Annotated in this window: 15 protein-coding genes; 10 read left to right on the forward strand and 5 right to left on the reverse strand. The window is 45.9% G+C overall.

Annotated features, from left to right (window positions below):
• The first annotated feature begins 2 nt into the window (after nt 1-2).
• Nucleotides 3-1,592: an EAL domain-containing protein gene (locus ACP7H9_RS00430; RefSeq protein WP_439222043.1), complete on the forward strand. Its 1,590-nt coding sequence runs from the start codon at nt 3-5 to the stop codon at nt 1,590-1,592.
• Between the two features lie 54 nt (nt 1,593-1,646).
• Nucleotides 1,647-2,342 (forward strand): 2OG-Fe(II) oxygenase, encoded by a 696-nt coding sequence (locus ACP7H9_RS00435; RefSeq protein ID WP_439222044.1) that lies wholly within the window; start codon nt 1,647-1,649, stop codon nt 2,340-2,342.
• A gap of 44 nt (nt 2,343-2,386) precedes the next feature.
• On the opposite strand, the gene ACP7H9_RS00440 is transcribed toward ACP7H9_RS00435, so the two are convergent.
• A complete protein-coding gene (locus ACP7H9_RS00440) occupies nt 2,387-5,161 on the reverse strand; it encodes a M16 family metallopeptidase (protein ID WP_114981195.1) in 2,775 nt (924 codons plus the stop codon).
• 215 nt (nt 5,162-5,376) lie between these two features.
• On the opposite strand from ACP7H9_RS00440, the gene udk reads away from it, so the two are divergent.
• Together udk and ACP7H9_RS00450 are read left to right on the forward strand one after the other, a co-directional pair.
• Entirely contained in the window at nt 5,377-6,009 is a 633-nt protein-coding gene (udk, locus tag ACP7H9_RS00445) for a uridine kinase (protein WP_011234778.1), read from the forward strand.
• 13 nt (nt 6,010-6,022) lie between these two features.
• On the forward strand, nt 6,023-7,231 hold the full coding sequence (locus ACP7H9_RS00450; RefSeq protein WP_273025150.1) for a NupC/NupG family nucleoside CNT transporter: 1,209 nt from the start codon (nt 6,023-6,025) through the stop codon (nt 7,229-7,231).
• Nucleotides 7,232-7,269: 38 nt separating this feature from the next.
• Here ACP7H9_RS00450 and tesB read toward each other — a convergent pair whose 3' ends face one another.
• Nucleotides 7,270-8,130: an acyl-CoA thioesterase II gene (gene tesB, locus ACP7H9_RS00455; RefSeq protein WP_439222045.1), complete on the reverse strand. Its 861-nt coding sequence runs from the start codon at nt 8,128-8,130 to the stop codon at nt 7,270-7,272.
• A gap of 258 nt (nt 8,131-8,388) precedes the next feature.
• Between tesB and acnA the strand changes: the two genes are divergently transcribed.
• Nucleotides 8,389-11,058, forward strand: coding sequence for an aconitate hydratase AcnA (gene acnA / locus ACP7H9_RS00460; protein ID WP_439222046.1), 2,670 nt, complete (start codon nt 8,389-8,391; stop codon nt 11,056-11,058).
• 45 nt (nt 11,059-11,103) lie between these two features.
• On the opposite strand, the gene ACP7H9_RS00465 is transcribed toward acnA, so the two are convergent.
• Nucleotides 11,104-11,811 carry an SDR family NAD(P)-dependent oxidoreductase gene (locus ACP7H9_RS00465; RefSeq protein WP_439222047.1) on the reverse strand — a complete coding sequence of 236 codons (708 nt, stop codon included), beginning with the start codon at nt 11,809-11,811 and terminating at the stop codon, nt 11,104-11,106.
• Entirely contained in the window at nt 11,808-12,179 is a 372-nt protein-coding gene (gene folK, locus ACP7H9_RS00470) for a 2-amino-4-hydroxy-6-hydroxymethyldihydropteridine diphosphokinase (protein ID WP_011234773.1), read from the reverse strand. Before folK ends, ACP7H9_RS00465 begins: the two co-directional genes overlap by 4 nt.
• A gap of 145 nt (nt 12,180-12,324) precedes the next feature.
• On the opposite strand from folK, the gene ACP7H9_RS00475 reads away from it, so the two are divergent.
• Genes ACP7H9_RS00475 through asnB form a run of 5 tightly spaced genes read left to right on the forward strand, consistent with a single transcriptional unit; the run spans nt 12,325 to nt 17,457 of the window.
• Nucleotides 12,325-12,813 carry a hypothetical protein gene (locus tag ACP7H9_RS00475; RefSeq protein WP_439222048.1) on the forward strand — a complete coding sequence of 163 codons (489 nt, stop codon included), beginning with the start codon at nt 12,325-12,327 and terminating at the stop codon, nt 12,811-12,813.
• Nucleotides 12,806-14,242: a sodium:solute symporter family protein gene (locus ACP7H9_RS00480; RefSeq protein WP_439222049.1), complete on the forward strand. Its 1,437-nt coding sequence runs from the start codon at nt 12,806-12,808 to the stop codon at nt 14,240-14,242. Before ACP7H9_RS00475 ends, ACP7H9_RS00480 begins: the two co-directional genes overlap by 8 nt.
• On the forward strand, nt 14,229-14,351 hold the full coding sequence (locus ACP7H9_RS00485) for a hypothetical protein (RefSeq protein WP_255801631.1): 123 nt from the start codon (nt 14,229-14,231) through the stop codon (nt 14,349-14,351). Before ACP7H9_RS00480 ends, ACP7H9_RS00485 begins: the two co-directional genes overlap by 14 nt.
• A 4-nt stretch (nt 14,352-14,355) precedes the next feature.
• Nucleotides 14,356-15,423 carry an aspartate/ornithine carbamoyltransferase family protein gene (locus ACP7H9_RS00490; RefSeq protein WP_439222050.1) on the forward strand — a complete coding sequence of 356 codons (1,068 nt, stop codon included), beginning with the start codon at nt 14,356-14,358 and terminating at the stop codon, nt 15,421-15,423.
• Between the two features lie 18 nt (nt 15,424-15,441).
• Entirely contained in the window at nt 15,442-17,457 is a 2,016-nt protein-coding gene (asnB, locus tag ACP7H9_RS00495; protein WP_439222051.1) for an asparagine synthase (glutamine-hydrolyzing), read from the forward strand.
• A 14-nt stretch (nt 17,458-17,471) separates the two neighbouring features.
• Here the strand turns inward: asnB and msrB are convergent, their stop codons facing one another.
• Nucleotides 17,472-18,584: a peptide-methionine (R)-S-oxide reductase MsrB gene (msrB, locus tag ACP7H9_RS00500; protein ID WP_439222052.1), complete on the reverse strand. Its 1,113-nt coding sequence runs from the start codon at nt 18,582-18,584 to the stop codon at nt 17,472-17,474.
• Nucleotides 18,585-18,605 lie beyond the last annotated feature (21 nt).

Raw genomic sequence — 18,605 nt, forward strand, 5'->3', positions numbered from 1 at the left:
TGATGCGTAATCCATTTTTATTAAAGCAGTATATAAATACGTTAGAGTCTGCTGCAATATGTGCGCGCTTGTCGCCGGACGGTAATATTCGCTGGATGAGTGAATCTCTGCATAAATTGTTAGGAGTTCACTACTTAAAGCGCACAACCGCATTTTCTGAGTTTCTCCACATTGATAGTCGCAACGATGTGACTGGCGAGATAAATCAAGCTGCCGCTAATGGTGAAGTCTGGAATGGACGACTTTGCCTGACAAGTACCAACCGCAGGCGCTGGTGTCGCTGTATTGCAATTCCCTTATACGAAACTGATGGCTTTTTAGCTGAGCAAATATTGTTGTTTCAGGATATCTCACGAGAGATTCACCTAGATGAATTACTACAGGAAGCCCGCTTTGATCAGGTTACCGCTCTTCCTACCCGAATAGACTTGCTCAACGACCTTAAACAGGTAGGGGCTCAATGCCTTGCCGTACTGGATATTCGTAAGTTTCGAAGTTACGCCGACTTCTACGGTTTAGAATTTGGTGATGCGTTACTGCGTGAATTTAGTGACTGGGCTTCGGCATTTTTGCGAACTAAACACATCAATATTTACCGTTTGCATGGTGATAAATTTGCGTTAATTCCAGATTTCAGAATGATCCCCAGTTTATTCGAGAGACAATTGCTTAGCTTTTACAATGCGTTGTCGTTACACAAACTCAAAGTAGAAAATAGTGATGTCACTCTGGATGTTGCCATAGGCATGGGTGTTGGGCGTAAAAAGCAGTTACAGCTTGCGGAAAGCGCCTTGTCGAAAGCGAAAGCCATTTACTCCGGCTACAAGGTGGAAGTGGTTTATGAACGTGAGTTGCTTGACGAGAATAAAGTGAACTGGCTTCCTAAAATTCAGTCAGCGCTGGTTGATCATCGCTTTGTCAATTACTACCAGCCCATTCAAAGTACGAACAAAAATCAGCCCAGCTATTACGAGGCGCTGGTCCGGTTAAGAGATAACAATAAGGATTTAGTGCCAGGGCTGTTTTTAGACGAGGCAAAAACAACACGTTATTATTGTGAAATTACCCGCTCTGTTATTGAACAGGCGGTGCTCACGTCCGAGCAATACCAGGTCGCAATATCCGTGAATGTCTCCATCGAAGATATTTTGAATGAAGAGACGGTCAGTTTTATTCATTATGTGCTGTCAGAGCATAAAAAAGCGCAGCTTATTTTCGAAATTACGGAAACCGAATCTACAGAAGATTTTACCAAGGTTCAGGCTTTTGCCAGAGATGTCAGACGTTTAGGCGGACAAATTGCGATAGATGATTTTGGCGTCGGTTATTCAAACTTCTCGCGCCTTATAAGTCTTCGTCCGGATTATTTGAAGATTGATGGCAGCATAGTTCAAAACGTATTACATGACCCGACAAGTGCCAGTATTCTGAATGGCCTGATCAGTATCTGTAAGGAATTACATATTCCTATCGTGGCTGAATTTGTTGAAAATAAAGAAGTAAATAGCTACTTGTGTGACCAGCAAATTGAGTACTTACAGGGCTATTACATTGGTAAGCCATCGCCGGAAGTCAGTCGCGTATTGAATTAATTTTTTAGCATGTTATCTCGGCCAAACGTATAGCAATTAGAAAGAGTCATGTTTATGAATGATTTTATCGAAACCTATGATAATGCCTTATCCTCCGAATTGTGCCAGCAGCTCATCACAGTTTTCGAAAAGTCACGGCATACCTTTCAGGGGCGTACCGGAGGTGGTGTTGATGTGAGTAAAAAGTCGAGTACGGACTTAGCATTGAACGCTCACCCGGAGTACCAGAAGCTGCTGCTGGAAATACAGAAAATCACAGCCCGATATGCGTTGGAGTATTTTAAAAAATATCATTTTGCCTTGATAGCGCCAGTCGCGCTAACGTTGCAGCACCCTAAAACTCAGCAGCCAGCCGCTTTAACACATGATAATTTTGATGAGATAGCGAAAGGCAACGAAATGGCAATTATGCAAAAGCTGTTTCGGGTTGGTGCAATACAAATGCAGCGTTATCGAAAAGGTGAAGGAAATTATAATTACTGGCACTGCGAAGCGTATCCTCAGAAAGGCTCAACGGAGCCATTGCATCGGGCTCTGTTGTTTATGTATTACTTAAACGATGTAGACGAAGGTGGCGAAACGGACTTTTATTATCAGGAACGGTCGCTAAAACCCCAAGCGGGTCAAATGGTTATAGCGCCAGCTTACTTTACTCACACGCATAGAGGCAGAATACCTGTATCAAATGATAAGTATATTTTAACCAGCTGGATCCTTCATAGTCGCGCAGAGCAATTATTTGGTGAGTAATGAGAGAGAAATTCCCCCAGTCAGAAAGACTGGGGGAGACGATGTTACTTCACGTCGCTTTCTTTTAGAATAGTTACCTCACCTAAATTCAGTGAACGTACTTTTTCTTCAATTTCAGCCAGGTCACCAACGATAACCCAGGTCATAGCGTCAGGTTTTAGAACCTTGTCCGCATTATCCTGAATATCGTTAAGCGTAATGGCGTTTATGCGCTGACCATAGTTCTCGAGATACTCAACATCTTTGCCTTTATTAAAGGTGCTGACTAAACCGTTCAGCAAGCTGCCTTTGGTTTCGTAGGCGCCAGGTAATTTAGCTGTTTTGTTGGCTTTTACTTTTGCCAGCTCGTCTGCGGTTGCTGGTTTGTCACCTTCGTATTGAGTAAATTCTTTCATAATTTCCTGAATCGACTCTTTAGTTTTATCGGTTTGAACCGGAGCCAGTGCAATTAGTAACCCTGGGCCTTCGTTATCTAACCAAATAGAGCGAGCACCATAAGACCAGCCTTTGTCTTCACGTAAGTTCATGTTCAGACGACTGGTGAAACTGCCGCCAAGAATGGTGTTCATTACGTCAATAGTATCAGCATTGTCGACTTGGCCAGAAGGAGCCAACTGACCCGCTATTATCACTGACTGAGGGTTTCCTGGTTTATCAATCAGGAATACGCGACTGGTTTCAGATGCCATCGAAGTATCAAGAGTCTTTTCTGGTTTATCAGAAGCCGGAGCCTGCCAGCTGGCAAACTGCTCTTCTAATAAAGATTGAGCTTGTTCAACGTTGGTATCACCCACAATCACCAGTTTTGCGTTGTCCGGGCGTAACCAGGTTTGAGCGTGCTGGACTAAGTCTTCACGAGTTAATGACTTAATGGATTCAGGAGTACCTGAGCCAGTTAATGGCTGGCTGTAAGCGTGTCCTTCCCCAAACATTAAGCCGGGCAACACGCGTAAAGCTTGAGTTTGAGGGCGAGCTTCTTCCTTGCGAATGCCTTCTATCCAGTTTGAACGCTTGCGTTCAATTTCTTCGTCAGAAAAAGCCGGATTCTGCAGCACATCATTCATCAGTGCTAAGCTCTCGGCAAAGTTTACACTAAGTGTATCCATACTAATGCGTGAACTATCGAGGCTGGCTGACGCATTTAAGTTGGTTCCTAAAGACTCTAAACGCTCATTTAATTCCAGTGCGCTTAGGTTTTCAGTGCCTTCTTTTAGCATCGACATGGTGTAACTTGCTGTTCCGAGTTTGCCGCCAACATCCGAAGCATAACCACTGTCAAAGACCAGACTCATTTCAATGGTTGGCGTATCGCTACGTTGAGCCAGATAAACTTCTAAACCATTAGATAAGGTGAAAGTTTTAACTTCAGGCAATTCTAGCTGTGGCAAGTCGCCAACGTCAGGTAATTGTGAGCGATCGGCATTAGTTTCCTGGGTAATATATTCAGGTTGTGGTACAACATTAAGCACAAAGTCACCAGAGCTTAACCATTGTTCTGCCGCATTTTGTAGGTCATTGACGGAAGCTTGTTTTGTCCATTCCATCTCTTGTTGGTAGAAGCCGGGGTTATCATGGTAAACCGCTCCCGAAGCCAGAATGTCAGATTTACCACCAAAGCCGCCAACTTTTTCAGCGCGACGAACAAAGTCAGCTGTGGTGCTGAATTTGGTGCGTTGCAATTCTGCCGCCGTTGGACCTTCCGTAATTAAACGCTCAAGCTCTTCATCAATAATTTTTTCAATTTGCTCAAGCTCAACACCTGGTTTGGCATCAGCCGTAATAAAGAATTGACCAGAGAGTTTGCGACCATATTGGAAGGCACCAACAGAGCTGGCAATTTGTTCGTTATAAACTAAGCGTTCATAAAGTCGTGAGTTTTTACCGTTAGCCAGAATGTCCGCCAACAGGTTAAGGTATTCGGAGTCGGCAGTCCCCATTTGTGCGGTATTCCATACCTTATAAATCCGTGGGGCCGGAACACGATCTTCCATAGTCGAGCGTTTTTGCTCATCGCGTTTAGCAACCCAGGCTTCCTGTTTTTGCAGTGGTTTACCAGGACCAATATCAGCAAAGTATTTGGTCACTTTTTCTTTCGCGGTTTCAACATCAATATCACCGGCTAAAACCAAAACTGCGTTAGCTGCACCGTAGTAATCCTCAAACCATTGGTGAACGTCGTCCAGAGAAGCTGCGTTCAAGTCTTCCATAGAGCCAATAACCGACCATGAGTACGGATGTCCTTCGGGGAAGGTCTGTTCGGCGATATAACTCCAGGCCTTACCATACGGCTGAGCTTCACCCTGGCGCTTTTCGTTTTGCACAACGCCGCGCTGCTCGTCTAGTTTGTCTTGAGTTATGGCTCCTAACAGATGGCCCATACGATCAGACTCCATCCACAAGGCCATATCCAATGCCGGTGTAGGAACATTTTCAAAATAGTTGGTACGGTCATTGTTGGTGGTGCCGTTCATTTCTGTTGCACCAGCGCGTTCAAAAGGACCGAAGTACTCGTCATCGTAGTTTTCGGTACCGTTAAACATTAAGTGCTCAAATAAGTGGGCAAAACCCGTTTGGCCCATTTTTTCGTCTTTAGAGCCAACGGCGTACCAAACATTAACCGCAACGATAGGCGCTTTGCGATCTTCATGAACAACAACCGTTAAACCGTTATCCAATGTAAATGTCTCGTAGTTGACCTTTACTTCGGGAAATTGTGACTGGCTGACATCCTGCCCGTTATTAGCTAACTGAGTTGTCTGACAACCGCCTAGTAACACAGTTGCTACAGCAACGGCGGTTAAAGTTTTCATCATTTTCATAGTGGTTCCTGGATTATTTTTTTATTTAGCGAACTTACTATAAGAGAGGGGGCACTGATATGCATGCTTATGTTCAGGCTAAATTGTAACGAAATTAAACATATGAGGGATTATCGGCCAAAGTTATGACAATAAAGGTGTCAGTCAAGTCTTTTAATTACGCAGACAATCAAGGATAATTGCGCGCGGTTTGCAGCAATTAGAAACGGAAGCTTGTGAGTAAAATAACAGTTATAGCGATAGCTGGCGCCTCAGCGTCGGGAAAAAGTCTGTTTGCCTCCACGGTGTATCAGGAGTTAGTGGCTGAATTAGGAACTGACGGCATTGCTATTCTGGCCGAAGACGCTTACTACCGTGACCAGAGTCATATGACCATGGAGCAGCGGGTGTTAACTAACTATGATCAACCTGCTGCTTTTGAACATGATTTGCTGATGCAACATTTACGGCAGTTAAAGGCCGGTGAAGCGGTCGATATGCCACAGTACAGTCATACTACGCATACCCGCCTGGAAAAATCTATACGGGTTGCTCCGGCAAAAGTCGTAATGGTTGAGGGTATTTTGCTGTTAACCGACGAAAAGTTACGTGAACAGTTTGATATCTCGGTATTTATGGACACGCCATTGGATATTTGCCTGCTGCGCCGTATCAAGCGCGATATTGAAGAGCGTGGACGTACGTTGCAGTCGGTTACTGAACAATATGAGCAGTATGTTCGTCCCGCATTCTTTGACTTTATATTCCCGTCTAAGCAGTTTGCTGATCTCGTTGTCACTCGCGGTGGTCAAAACGAAATCGCCATTGATATTATAAAAACAAAAATACGTCAGTTGCTGGCGGAATAAAATTGGTTCTTTTATGAATAGTATTCTCGGCGTTGCCGTCATTTTTATTGTTGCTTATTTAGTTTCAACGAACCGTAAAGCCATTCGCTGGCGTACTGTTATCGGCGCTTTTGGTATTCAAGTCGTACTGGCTGGGTTTGTGCTTTACGTGCCTATTGGGCGAGAGTTACTGTTCGGTTTTGCGCAAGGTGTCTCGGCGGTCATAGGTTACACCCAAGCCGGTATAAACTTTCTGTTTGGCAGCCTGGCGTCTGAAGAATTTGGTTTCGTTTTTGCCATTCAAGTCCTGTCCGTTATTGTATTCTTCTCTTCACTCATTTCGGTTCTGTACTACTTAGGCATTATGAAATGGGTCATCCGTATTCTTGGTGGTGGTCTGCAAAAGCTGCTGGGTACCAGCCGTCCGGAGTCCATGTCCGCCGCTGCTAATATTTTTGTCGGACAGACCGAAGCACCTATGATGGTGCGGCCATTTATCGGAACGATGACCCGTTCTGAGCTTTTTGCCGTGATGGTGGGGGGAATGGCGTCGGTGTCCGGTTCAGTTTTAGCGGGTTACGCCGGTGTTGGAGTTGAGTTGAAATACCTGATCGCCGCAAGCTTTATGGCAGCTCCCGGTGGTTTCCTCATGGCGAAGATGATGATTCCCGAGTGCGAGAAACCGCGTAACGATTTAGAAGAAGTGGAAGTAGAAGACAATTCTGCAAACGTGATTGATGCCGCGGCTACGGGCGCGTCGAGCGGTCTGCAATTAGCCATGAACGTTGGTGCTATGTTGTTAGCCTTCGTTGCGCTTATTGCACTGGTTAACGGTATTTTTGGCTGGGTTGGCGGTTGGTTTGGGTATTCTGAAATCACCTTACAGCAAATTTTTGGTTATGTATTTCAGCCCGTTGCCTATGTATTAGGGGTCAGTTGGGATGAAGCTAACCTGGCGGGAAGCTTTATTGGTCAGAAGCTGGTTATTAATGAATTTGTCGCCTACCTCGATTTTGTCAATTACAAAGATCAGTTAAGTGAAAACTCGCAGGTTATCATTACCTTTGTGCTTTGCGGGTTTGCGAACTTTTCGTCTATTGCTATTTTGCTGGGCGGGTTAGGCGGTATGGCGCCCAGCCGACGCCATGACATTGCTCGTTTAGGTATGCGGGCTTTATTAGCAGCGACTTTGGCAAACATGATGAGTGCTGCAATTGCCGGTTTCTTTGTTTCTCTGACCTAATCAGTAAACGTCAATACGCCCTAATATCGGGATCGCGTTTAACCGCGGTCCCGTATAACACCTTCCTGAATTGTTGAGGCAACCAATACGCCGTCACGTGTGAATATTTGCCCACGAACTAAACCGCGCTGACCACTGGCAGAAGGGCTATCTATTGCGTAGAGCAGCCAGTCATCCATACGGAAATCGCGATGGAACCACATGGCATGATCAACGGTTGCAACCTGCATATGGGGTTGAGCAAAGCTAACGCCATGAGGCTGCAGTGCTGTCGGTAAAAAGTTAAAGTCTGACGCATAAGCCAGCAAGTATTTGTGCACACGCTGATCGTCCGGCATGTTGCCGTTAGCTCTGAACCAGACATAACGGCGAGGCTCGTCTTTTTCAGGTTTAAATGGGTTATATGGGGTAACAAAGCGCATTTCTATGGGCTTGTCGCAAATGAACTTTTTGCGTAATGGTGCCGGTATTAACTCTTCGTGTTCACGATAAATATCCAAGTCTGAAACTAAGCCTTCTGGACCGGGCACTTCAGGCATGGTGTCCTGATGCTCAAAGCCTTGTTCCTGTTGCTGGAAAGACGCAGTCATGTAGAAAATGGGTTTACCATACTGTATGGCTTTGACTCTGCGTGCTGAAAAACTTTTACCGTCGCGTATGGTTTCAACGTCATAAACAATGGGTTTTTTGGCGTCACCCGGACGTAAAAAGTAACTGTGAAACGAATGGCACACTCGCTCCTGAGGTAAAGTTTCTTTAGCCGCCGACAGCGCCTGTCCAATAACCTGACCACCAAAAACTGCGCCAAAGCCTAAATCCTGACTTTGTCCACGGTAAAGACCGTCCTCAATGCTTTCCAGGGTCAGCAGGTTGAGTAAATCATCGAGTACCTGACTCATCCATTATATCCTTATTTTATTCGCTAAGACTGATGTCTGATTGATCTTAAACACTTTTTACAGACTATGTAATATAAACACAATTTATAATAAAAATAGTTGCTTAACTGACTACTTAACCAGCAGTTAATTGGCACAAACTTTTGATTTATGTTTTCATCAATATACACATTTGATGGCTGAAACGGTTCTGTTTGTCTATATTTAAGAAACCGTTTAGTTCACAACGACGCTTTGGAAGCGAATGGGAGAGAATCTATGTCAGGCAAAGACAGTCTGAAAACCTTAAGTTCGTTAGATGTTAAAGGAAAAACCTTTCATTATTATAGCCTGCCTAAAGCAGAAGAAGCCTTAGGAGACATTTCTAAACTTCCTGCTTCAATGAAGGTTTTACTCGAAAACCTATTGCGTAATGAAGATGGCGAAACCGTCACGAAAGACGATTTGCAAGCCATGGTCGACTGGTCGAAGAAGAAAAAAATTGACCGTGAAATTCAGTACCGCCCTGCGCGGGTTCTGATGCAGGACTTCACCGGTGTTCCGGGTATTGTCGATTTGGCGGCAATGCGTGATGCCGTGGCGAAAGCCGGGCATGACCCTGAAGTCATTAACCCGTTGTCGCCTGTCGACCTGGTCATTGACCACTCGGTAATGGTAGACAAATACGCAACCGAGGGTGCATTTAAGGAAAACGTCCGCTTTGAGATGGAACGTAACAAAGAGCGTTATGAGTTCCTGAAATGGGGGCAGGGTGCCTTTGAAAACTTCCGCGTAGTGCCGCCGGGTACCGGTATTTGCCACCAGGTGAATCTGGAGTATTTAGGTAAGAGTGTCTGGACGAAGGAAGAAGACGGCAAAACCTTTGCTTATCCTGATACTTTGGTTGGCACCGACTCGCACACCACCATGATCAACGGTATTGGCGTATTAGGTTGGGGTGTTGGCGGTATTGAAGCCGAAGCTGCAATGCTAGGTCAACCGGTTTCTATGTTGATACCAGAGGTTGTCGGCTTCCGTATGACCGGCGCGCTGAAAGAAGGTGTAACCGCGACAGACTTGGTATTAACCGTTACTCAAATGCTGCGTGAAAAAGGCGTAGTAGGTAAATTTGTTGAGTTTTATGGCCCGGGTCTGGACAACTTACCATTAGCTGACCGCGCAACCATTTCAAATATGTCGCCGGAATATGGCGCAACCTGTGGTTTCTTCCCGGTAGATGATGAAACCCTGCGTTATTTCCGCTTGTCAGGTCGTGATGAAGAAACTATTGAGTTAGTTGAGAAATACTCTAAAGCTCAGGGTTTGTGGCGCGACAATGACAACGAACCTGAGTACACCGATACGCTGGAATTAGACTTAAGCACCGTAACAGCCTCGCTTGCCGGTCCGAAACGCCCGCAGGATCGAGTAAACATGGAGCAGCTTGGCAGTAATTTCGATCTGATACTGGAAACTAACGGTAAATCGGGCGAAAAAGATAAAGAAGTAAAAGTTAAAGGTAAGGATTATTCCTTATCGCACGGTGATGTTGTAATCGCTGCTATAACTTCTTGTACCAATACGTCAAACCCAAGCGTCATGATGGCAGCAGGCTTACTGGCTAAAAAAGCAGTGGAAAAAGGGCTGGTTCGTAAGCCATGGGTGAAATCGTCATTGGCTCCGGGTTCTAAAGTAGTTACTGATTATTTCGCAAAAGCCGGTTTAGATGAGTACCTTGATAAACTTGGCTTTAACTTAGTGGGCTACGGTTGTACTACCTGTATTGGTAACTCTGGTCCGCTGGACGATGAAATAACGGAAGCCATTAATGAAGGTGACCTGACGGTATCTTCTGTGTTGTCAGGAAACCGTAACTTTGAAGGCCGTGTTCACCCTGAAGTTAAAGCGAACTGGCTGGCGTCACCACCGCTAGTGGTTGCCTACGCGCTGTCGGGTACAACGCGTACTGACTTGAGTAAAGATCCTTTAGGTAAAGACTCTGACGGTAATGGTGTATTCCTGAAAGACATTTGGCCTAGCAGTTCAGAAATTGCTGAAGCTGTGAAAATGGTTGATAACGAGATGTTCGGCAAAGAATACGGAGAAGTCTTTGAAGGTGATGAAGAATGGCAGTCAATTAGTGTTGCCAAAGGCAATACCTATAACTGGCAGGACGACTCTACTTACGTTAAGAATCCGCCGTTCTTTGAAGGTATTGATAAGCCACTGCAGGCACCGAGCGACATTAAAGACGCTAACGTGTTGGCGGTATTTGCGGACTCAATTACGACGGATCACATTTCACCGGCAGGTTCTATTAAGCCAGATTCGCCAGCAGGTAAGTATCTGCAGGAAAATGGCGTCGAAATTAAAGACTTTAACTCTTATGGTTCGCGTCGTGGTAACCACGAAGTCATGATGCGCGGTACTTTTGCCAATATTCGTATTAAAAACCAGATGCTGGATGATGTTGAAGGTGGTTACACCAAGTACATTCCAACTGGCGAGCAAATGGCCATTTACGATGCCGCCATGAAGTATATGGAAAATGACACGCCGTTGGTTGTATTGGCCGGTAAGGAGTATGGTACCGGTTCAAGCCGTGACTGGGCTGCCAAAGGTACAACGCTGTTAGGTGTTAAGGCCGTACTGGCTGAGAGCTATGAACGTATTCACCGTTCTAACCTGGTGGGTATGGGCGTTCTGCCGCTGCAATTTGTTGAAGGTGAAGGTGTTAAAGAACACAAGCTGACTGGCGAAGAGCAGATATCGATTTTAGGCCTTGATGATAACCTCAAGCCTGGACAAATGCTGAAAGTTGTTGCGAAACGCAAAGACGGAAGCGAAATCGAGTTTGAGGTTAAGTGCCGTATCGATACTGGTAATGAAATGAGCTACTACAAAAGTGGTGGTATCTTACATTACGTATTGCGCGGAATGCTTAAATAAGAGTCGCTATAGTGAACTGAAACCCGGCCACCGTGCCGGGTTTTTTTATATCATTAAGCCGCGACCGCCGTCGACTTTAATGGACTCGCCCGTAATAAACGGGTTGTCGCGTAAAAAGCGAACGGTTTCTATCATTGGCTCTAAACCACCTTCGACCCGCAATGGTGTTTCATCCAGCACCTGCATACGATGTTCTTTATCGTGCTCTGGTAAAAATAGAATAGGGCCTGGCTGAATGGCGTTGACTCTTACTGACGGCGCTAGGCTTTTAGCAAAAGCCTGGGTCATGTTGGCGAGTCCGGCTTTCGCTGCGCAATAAGCAATATAGTCGGTAGACGGGCGGTCAGCGTAGATGTCCGTAATATTAATAACTAGTCCATTCCCGGAATGGCTTAATTGCCGTTGCAAGCCGCTTATAAGCAGATAGGGTGCCATTCCGTGTACCTGAAATACCGCAGCTAATGCGTTGTTGTCGTTATCAACGGTCTCGTTGTCGAAAAAACAGGAAGCGTTGTTAACCAATAGATCGACAGAGTCCGTAGCGCTGCTAATAGTACGAACCATGGCCTGAATGCTGTCTATGTTGGTGAAATCTGCTTGTACGCCCTGAGCACCTAGTGCTTCCAGCTCGTCAATACCGTCACGCGAGCTATTGTAGTGAGCAAATAACTGGTAGCCCTCAGTCAGCAAGGATTTGGCCAGTTCAAAACCAAAACGTCGTCCGGCGCCTGTAATAACTGCTGTTTTTTTCATGAGGTGAGTCCTAAATCTGGTAATAAAGAGGTTAAATATTCCGGTACCGGAGGTTTCTCTTCAAGCCGTCCCAGGATATCAATATCTATGGTGCGATCTTTAAAGCTTCTTTGTGGGTCTGAGCGGTCGCGGCCCATAGCCTCTTCGATAGCATTAAACTTTTGCTTTAATTCATTCGCAGACATAGGCGTGCGAATAATAAATAAGGCGTTCAAAAAATCGTTATTCGTATCCATGTCGACTGGTGAAGTCGGTATGTTTCGTGAAAAGCGTATATCGTCGGATAAAGCTTTAAGGGCCACTTGTGCCTGAGGAAAATGTGTTTCAGGCTCAAGGTTTGAACCGAGACTGCATAAATACTTTTGCATTGAATGACTGACCACTAAAAGTAAATAATATGTTGAACTGATTACGAGCAATAACAGTAAACAGATGACTATTTTAAACAGTTGAAATTAAAAAATTCTGCTGCTAGCCTGAGATTTCAACTAATGCTAATGAGCAGAAGTTTTAATGACAACGCAGAAAAACGGCTTTAACTATTGCTATATTTTGTTTGCTTTATGTTTGTTGGTAATGTTGCCAACAACTGCGCATGCGAGCTCGTTAAAACTGAGCGGGCCGGACTCCGTTGTAAAAGAAGGTTACTTCACTGTTTCTGTTAGCGCTCCGAATTTTGACGAGCTTAACAGAGTTACTATTGAAGTTGCCAGCAATTCAGAGTTTGCCAAGAGTACTCGTCAGTTTCCTACACTAGGTGACTTCCAGGATATTTCACTTACCGGTTTTAGCAATGGAACTTATTATTTGCGTGCTAGAGCCGAAGGTCCTGATAACCAAATTTATACCAGCAATACTATTGAGATAACGGTGGAGCACTATCCGCTCTGGCAATCTCTGACTTTATTCTTCGTCGGCCTGGTTATTTTCATTACTTTGGTAGCAACCTTATTATTGCTTCATCGGCAATGGATCCACTCCAGACAAGAGCGCCATGACTGAGTTCGCACTGGATACTAGTACCGGCATCACGATTATCGTCCTGTTTGGGGTGTTCTGGGTAGCCTTTGGTTATTGGCTGGGGCGGAAGAACCGCAGCCACGAGGACTTTGCTCTGGCAGGGCGGAATGTTGGTTTTGCGTTTGCAGCGGCAACGGCTATGGCCACCTGGGTTACCAGTAACACCACGCTGGTTGCTCCCCAGTTAACCTATCAATTCGGCATTTGGGGCATGGTAGGGTATTCCTTTGCTGCTCTGGGCTTAGTGCTGTTTGCACCTATGGCTAAACGCATTAAGGAACTGCTTCCTAACGGTTATACATCGGGCGACTTTGTGCGTTTGCGTTATGGCAATCTGGCCTGGCTCGTCTTTATCATCATTTCTGTGGTTTATGCTTTTGGCTGGTTAATTAGTCTGGGTATGGCTGGTGGTATTTTGCTTGAGTCACTCAGTGGGCTCGATTATCACATAGGCATGACCACCATACTGGTAATTTGTGTCGGCTATACACTTTTTGGCGGAATGCGGGCGGTTATTGCTACCGACTTTATTCAGGCTTTAATCATCATTGTCGGTGTCAGTTTTATCGCGTACTGGATAATTGATAATGTTGGCCTGGAGAGCATCCACAGCAACCTGACAAGTGAGCATCCGCAGCTTTTGGACATGCTGTTTCCGGCTGCCGTCATGTTTCTGTTTAACAATATCTTCTTCGGCCTTGGGGAAATCTTTCATTCCAATGTCTGGTGGTCACGGGCGCTGTCTTTTAAAAAGAATGTGGCTTACAAGGCTTACTTAACTGGTGGCTTATTATGGCTGCCCATTCCTATTGTTACCGGGTTTATTGCGTTAGCAGCGCCTCAGCTGGGAATTTTCCCACCAAGCCCCGATATGATTGGCCCTACCGTTGCCGCTGCTGTACTCGGTAAAGCCGGAGCCATTATTGTTTTTATTGTTATTTTTTCTGCGTTGGCGTCCAGCCTGGACTCGTTACTCGCAGCTACTTCAGATTTAGTCACGCAGGATATTTTCCATAAAAAACTGAAACCTAAAGCCAGCGACAAAACATTAATGCGCTTTAATCGCAGTTGTATTCTAGGCTTAGGAGTCGTTACCTGGTTATTGTGCTTGCCGCGCGTTGCAACCTTAGGTGCTCTATTGAATTTTGCCGGAGCTTTTGTTGCCAGCACCATCTGGCCAATAGTACTGGGGCTGTATCATCGTCGGCTGACGGGAACATACGCGGCGTGCGCTATGGGGTTCGGTACGGCATTTGGTATGCTGAGTTATTTTGTTGTCGGCTTCTATGTCGCCGCTTTAGTGTCATGTGCAGTTTCCGGTCTAATATGTCTAGTAGGCATTTTACGCAGTAGCGAAAAGTTTGACTGGGACACACTAAATGAGAAGGAGCAGTCAAATGCTAATCAGTGAACTGGCTTTTGAGTGGTTAATTTCTTTGGCGCTAATAATGACTTGCTTAGCTCCGGTTTTGTTACTGGGGCTTTTTATTAAAGATTTTATTTCTAAAACCATATGGTAATTGTATGACTATAAAGGATGTCTCCTTTGAACGAGAGCGCCCCGATGTTTGCGGCGATGCTCATCCAAAGGCGTTATTAAAAGCAATTCAGGAAGATGGTGATTACTTGCTGAACTTGTCGAATCAGCATGTTGTGTCTGCTGATCAGTTTTCGCAGCTGGGGATGCTGCAACTGTTCCGGCTTGCTGCTAAGTACGAGGCTAACCCTCGTCGTTTTAGTACCTCATTACAGGGCAAAATTTTAATCAGCGCGTTTTACGAGCCAAGTACTCGTACTCGTCTGTCATTTGAAAGCGCCTGGCACCGTCTGGGCGGCGATATTATGTCAATTACTGATCGTTCTACTACCGGCATAGCCAAAGGTGAACGTTTAGCCGATGTGGCTGAAATGTTTAATAACTATGGTGACTGCGTGGTGTTGAGGGACAATAATGAAACCTCACTGGAAGAGATGATCGATTCGCTGCGCATTCCTATTATTAATGCGGGTAATGGTTCAGATGAACACCCGACTCAGGCGCTTACGGATATGTACGCACTGTTTAAATGGCGTCCCGATTTAGTGACGGACGAAGCCGATAAAGCGCCGATAAAAATTGGCATTATTGGTGTGCCAAATAAAATGCGTACCGTGCGCAGTTTTATTAAATGTTTAGTAAAGTTTCCAAAATCAATTGATGAAATTGTCATTATTCATGACGAGGAATCGTCGACTCAGCTGTTTGGAAGTGAGCAACGAGAACAGATTGAGCAAGCCGGAATAAAGATTCGTACGACCCGGGATTTAGAGCAGGTACTACCAGAGCTCGACGTGGTTTATATCAACGCGATTTCGTGGGAAGGTGATACCTTTAGTACTTATGGCAGTGAGTTTCACTTAACGGCGCAGTCTCCGCTAAAAGACAGCGCGATTATTTTACACCCTTTAGCGCGCGGTGAAGAATTATCCGCCGATCTCGACCATACGCCTCATAACTGGTATTTCAGCCAGGCACGGGGTGCGGTGTTTTTACGTATGGCGCTGCTGACCTGTATGGTACAGCGAGCTGAACGCGTCATTGATGTCGTCTGATACGAGGAAAAGCAAAGAATGTGCGGAATTGCTGGCGTTTTTCATCATCAAACGGAAAGAGCGATTGACCCCCAAACCTTAGTTAATATGGCTGCGATAATGCATCATCGTGGTCCCGACGGGTTTGGTTATGAAGTACAACAAGACTACGGCGTAGGATTTAGTCACGCCCGTTTATCCATTATCGACCTGGATGAAAAGCGAGGTCGGCAACCTTTTATATCAGCCGATAAACGACTGATGCTGACTCACAACGGTGAGTTTTACGACTTTAAACGCATACGCGCGGATTTAACCGCTCGTGGCGCACGCTTTAACAGTAAAAGCGACTCTGAAATTGTTCTTCACCTGTTTGAGCGTTACGGACTGGAGGACACCCTAAAGGAGCTTCGTGGAGAGTTCGCTTTCGGCTTATTCGATGCAAAAGATGAAAGCCTGTACCTGGTGCGCGACAGGTTTGGAATTAAGCCTTTATACTGGACGGAAACGGAGCATGGCGTGGTGTTTGGCTCTGAGCTGAAAGTGTTGTTTGCTCACCCGGACGTTAAACGGGAGTTTTCGGCAGAGGGCTTATACCACCAACTGATTCAAGTGATGGTGCCGGGCTCTACGGCTTTTGAAGAGATTAATCAGGTTCAGCCGGGTTATGTGGTTAAGTTGCAGCGTAAAAATGGCAAAGTGGTTGCAACGGAACATAAATACTGGGATGTCGATTTTCCGCCGGAAGAGAGCTATCCGGGAGCGGATGTTGACGAGGAATCTTATATTGAAGGGGTCCGCGCTAAGCTACTGGAAGCCGTTCAGCACCGAATGACAGCTGACGTACCTGTAGGTTGCTATTTGTCCGGTGGCATTGATTCATGTGCCATTCTGGGACTTGCGTCCGCCTCAACCCAAACCTCGGTAAAAGCTTTTACCATAGGTTTCGATTCTGCTGACTATGATGAAACACCTATTGCAGAAGAAATGGCTGAAGCTACTAAGGCTGATCACCACATTATGCGGCTTAAAGCCGATGACCTTTACGACCATTTCGTAAAAACTTTGTGGCATACAGAACGAACAATATACAACACGCTGGGCGTAGCCAAGTACCTGATGAGTAAAGAGGTGCATGAAGCCGGCTATAAAGTCGTGATGACCGGAGAGGGTTCCGATGAACTCTTTGCCGGTTACCCGGCTTTTAGAAAGGACATGTTCCTGCATGGACTCGACCATTTACCGGAAGTAGAGCGGGTTGAGTGGCAGGAGCTGTTGGAGAAAAACAATAAACTCTTTAAAGGCGCGATGTTGGCTCGCGAAGAGTTTGTCAGCGAAGCTTTTAACCAGAAAATGGGTTTTACTCCAAGTTGTGTGCAGCCGTGGCTTTCCTGCTCATCGGTTGCGCTGCCGCTTATGTCGGAGAACAAGCGAAAACAGGTTGAAGGCTATGACCCCAGCCTGGCTATTGCCAACACGCTTGATAAAGACATGCTGGATGGTCGGCATCCGCTGGACAGAGCTCAGTATGTCTGGATTAAAACCATGCTTGAGGGGCAAATTCTGACCTGGGGCGGCGACCGGGTGGATATGGCTAATTCAATGGAGGCGCGCCCGGCATTTTTAGATCATCACTTGGCGGAATACGCTTTCACTGTGCCGCCGCACCTGCGTATTAAAGGCAATAAAGAAAAATATGTGTTGCGTGAAGCCATGAAAGGCTTGTTGCCGGAAACGCTGTATAAACGGGAAAAGTTCGCTTTTATGGCACCGCCGGCGCACACCGACCCGGAGAAGTGGAAAGCTGTTGAGAAGCTGGCGGAGCAATTCCTGAATGCTGAGGCAGTTAAGTCAGCCGGTTTGCTTGACTACGACGAAGTGGTGCGGACCTTTGAACGGCATCAGGATGAGAATGTTCCGAATGAAGAGCGTGTGCAGCTTGATGCCGTCATCAACCATATGCTTGGTGTTCAGGTGCTGCATCATCACTTTGTGGCAACTGATGTGCCCAAGCAAGCTCAGCAGCGCGCTACTGAGCTGGGCTGGACGGCCTGATTATTACCGCTTAACTAATCATCGGTGACTGCAGGAATGTAGTCGCCGTACCCTTCTTCCTCCATTTTTTCTAAAGGAATAAAGCGCAGTGCCGCTGAATTCATGCAGTATCTTAAACCAGTAGGCGGTGGACCATCATTAAAAACGTGGCCTACATGAGAGTCTGCTTTGCGGCTGCGAATTTCAGTACGGGTGTAGAACCAGCTGCTGTCATCTTTTTCTACTACCGCGTCTGGGCTTATGGGCTTAGTAAAACTTGGCCAACCGGTACCCGATTCGTATTTATCTGCTGAAGAGAAAAGTGGCTCACCACTTACTACATCTACATAAATACCCTTGCGATCATTGTCCCAGTAGCGGTTATCGAAGGCGGGTTCCGTTTGGTCTTCCTGAGTCACAGCATACTGAATATCCGTTAGGCGTTTTTTCAGTTCGCTGTCACTAGGTTTAACGAAGCTTTGCTGTTCAGCTTTACCTGTCGGGTTGTCATTCGTAAATTGCTGATAGTCAACGTCCGAGGTATCGCCCCAATGCTTTTCAACGAAGTCATAACGCCCCGAGTTGTAGGTATAAATACGGTAGCGAACGGGGTTCTTGTCGTAATAGTCCTGGTGGTATTCTTCAGCTTTGTAGAAGCTCTTAAAGGGTGTTATTTCAATAACCACCGGGTCAGGGAAGGGTCCATTTTTATCCAGCCATTCGCGCGACTCCATAGCTATGCGCTTTTGTTCATCATTGTGATAAAAAACAGCGGGGCGATACTGTTTACCACGGTCAACAAACTGTCCGTCGTTGTCTGTCGGGTCACTGATACGCCATAACTTCTGAAGTAATGCCGCGTAGCTTACGACATCCGGGTTGTAGTATATCTGGGCTGCTTCCGTATGCCCGGTTTTACCTGCTGAAACCTCTTCGTATGTCGGGTTGACTTCGTCACCTCCGCTGTAGCCAGAAATGACTTCCCGGACTCCGGGCATTTTCTCGAAAGCTTCTTCAACACACCAGAAACAGCCGCCGGCAAAAGTCGCGACTTTTTCATTTTTTTGCTTTGTTGGCTCGCTATTCTGTGCCATGCTGAAACAAGATACTAACAAACCGACAATAACAATTATAAGGCGAAACGACATAGTGTTCTCCAACCAAAGGTG

This window comes from Idiomarina sp. ST20R2A10, from assembly GCF_051842345.1.
Classification (GTDB): Bacteria; Pseudomonadota; Gammaproteobacteria; order Enterobacterales; family Alteromonadaceae; genus Idiomarina; species Idiomarina loihiensis.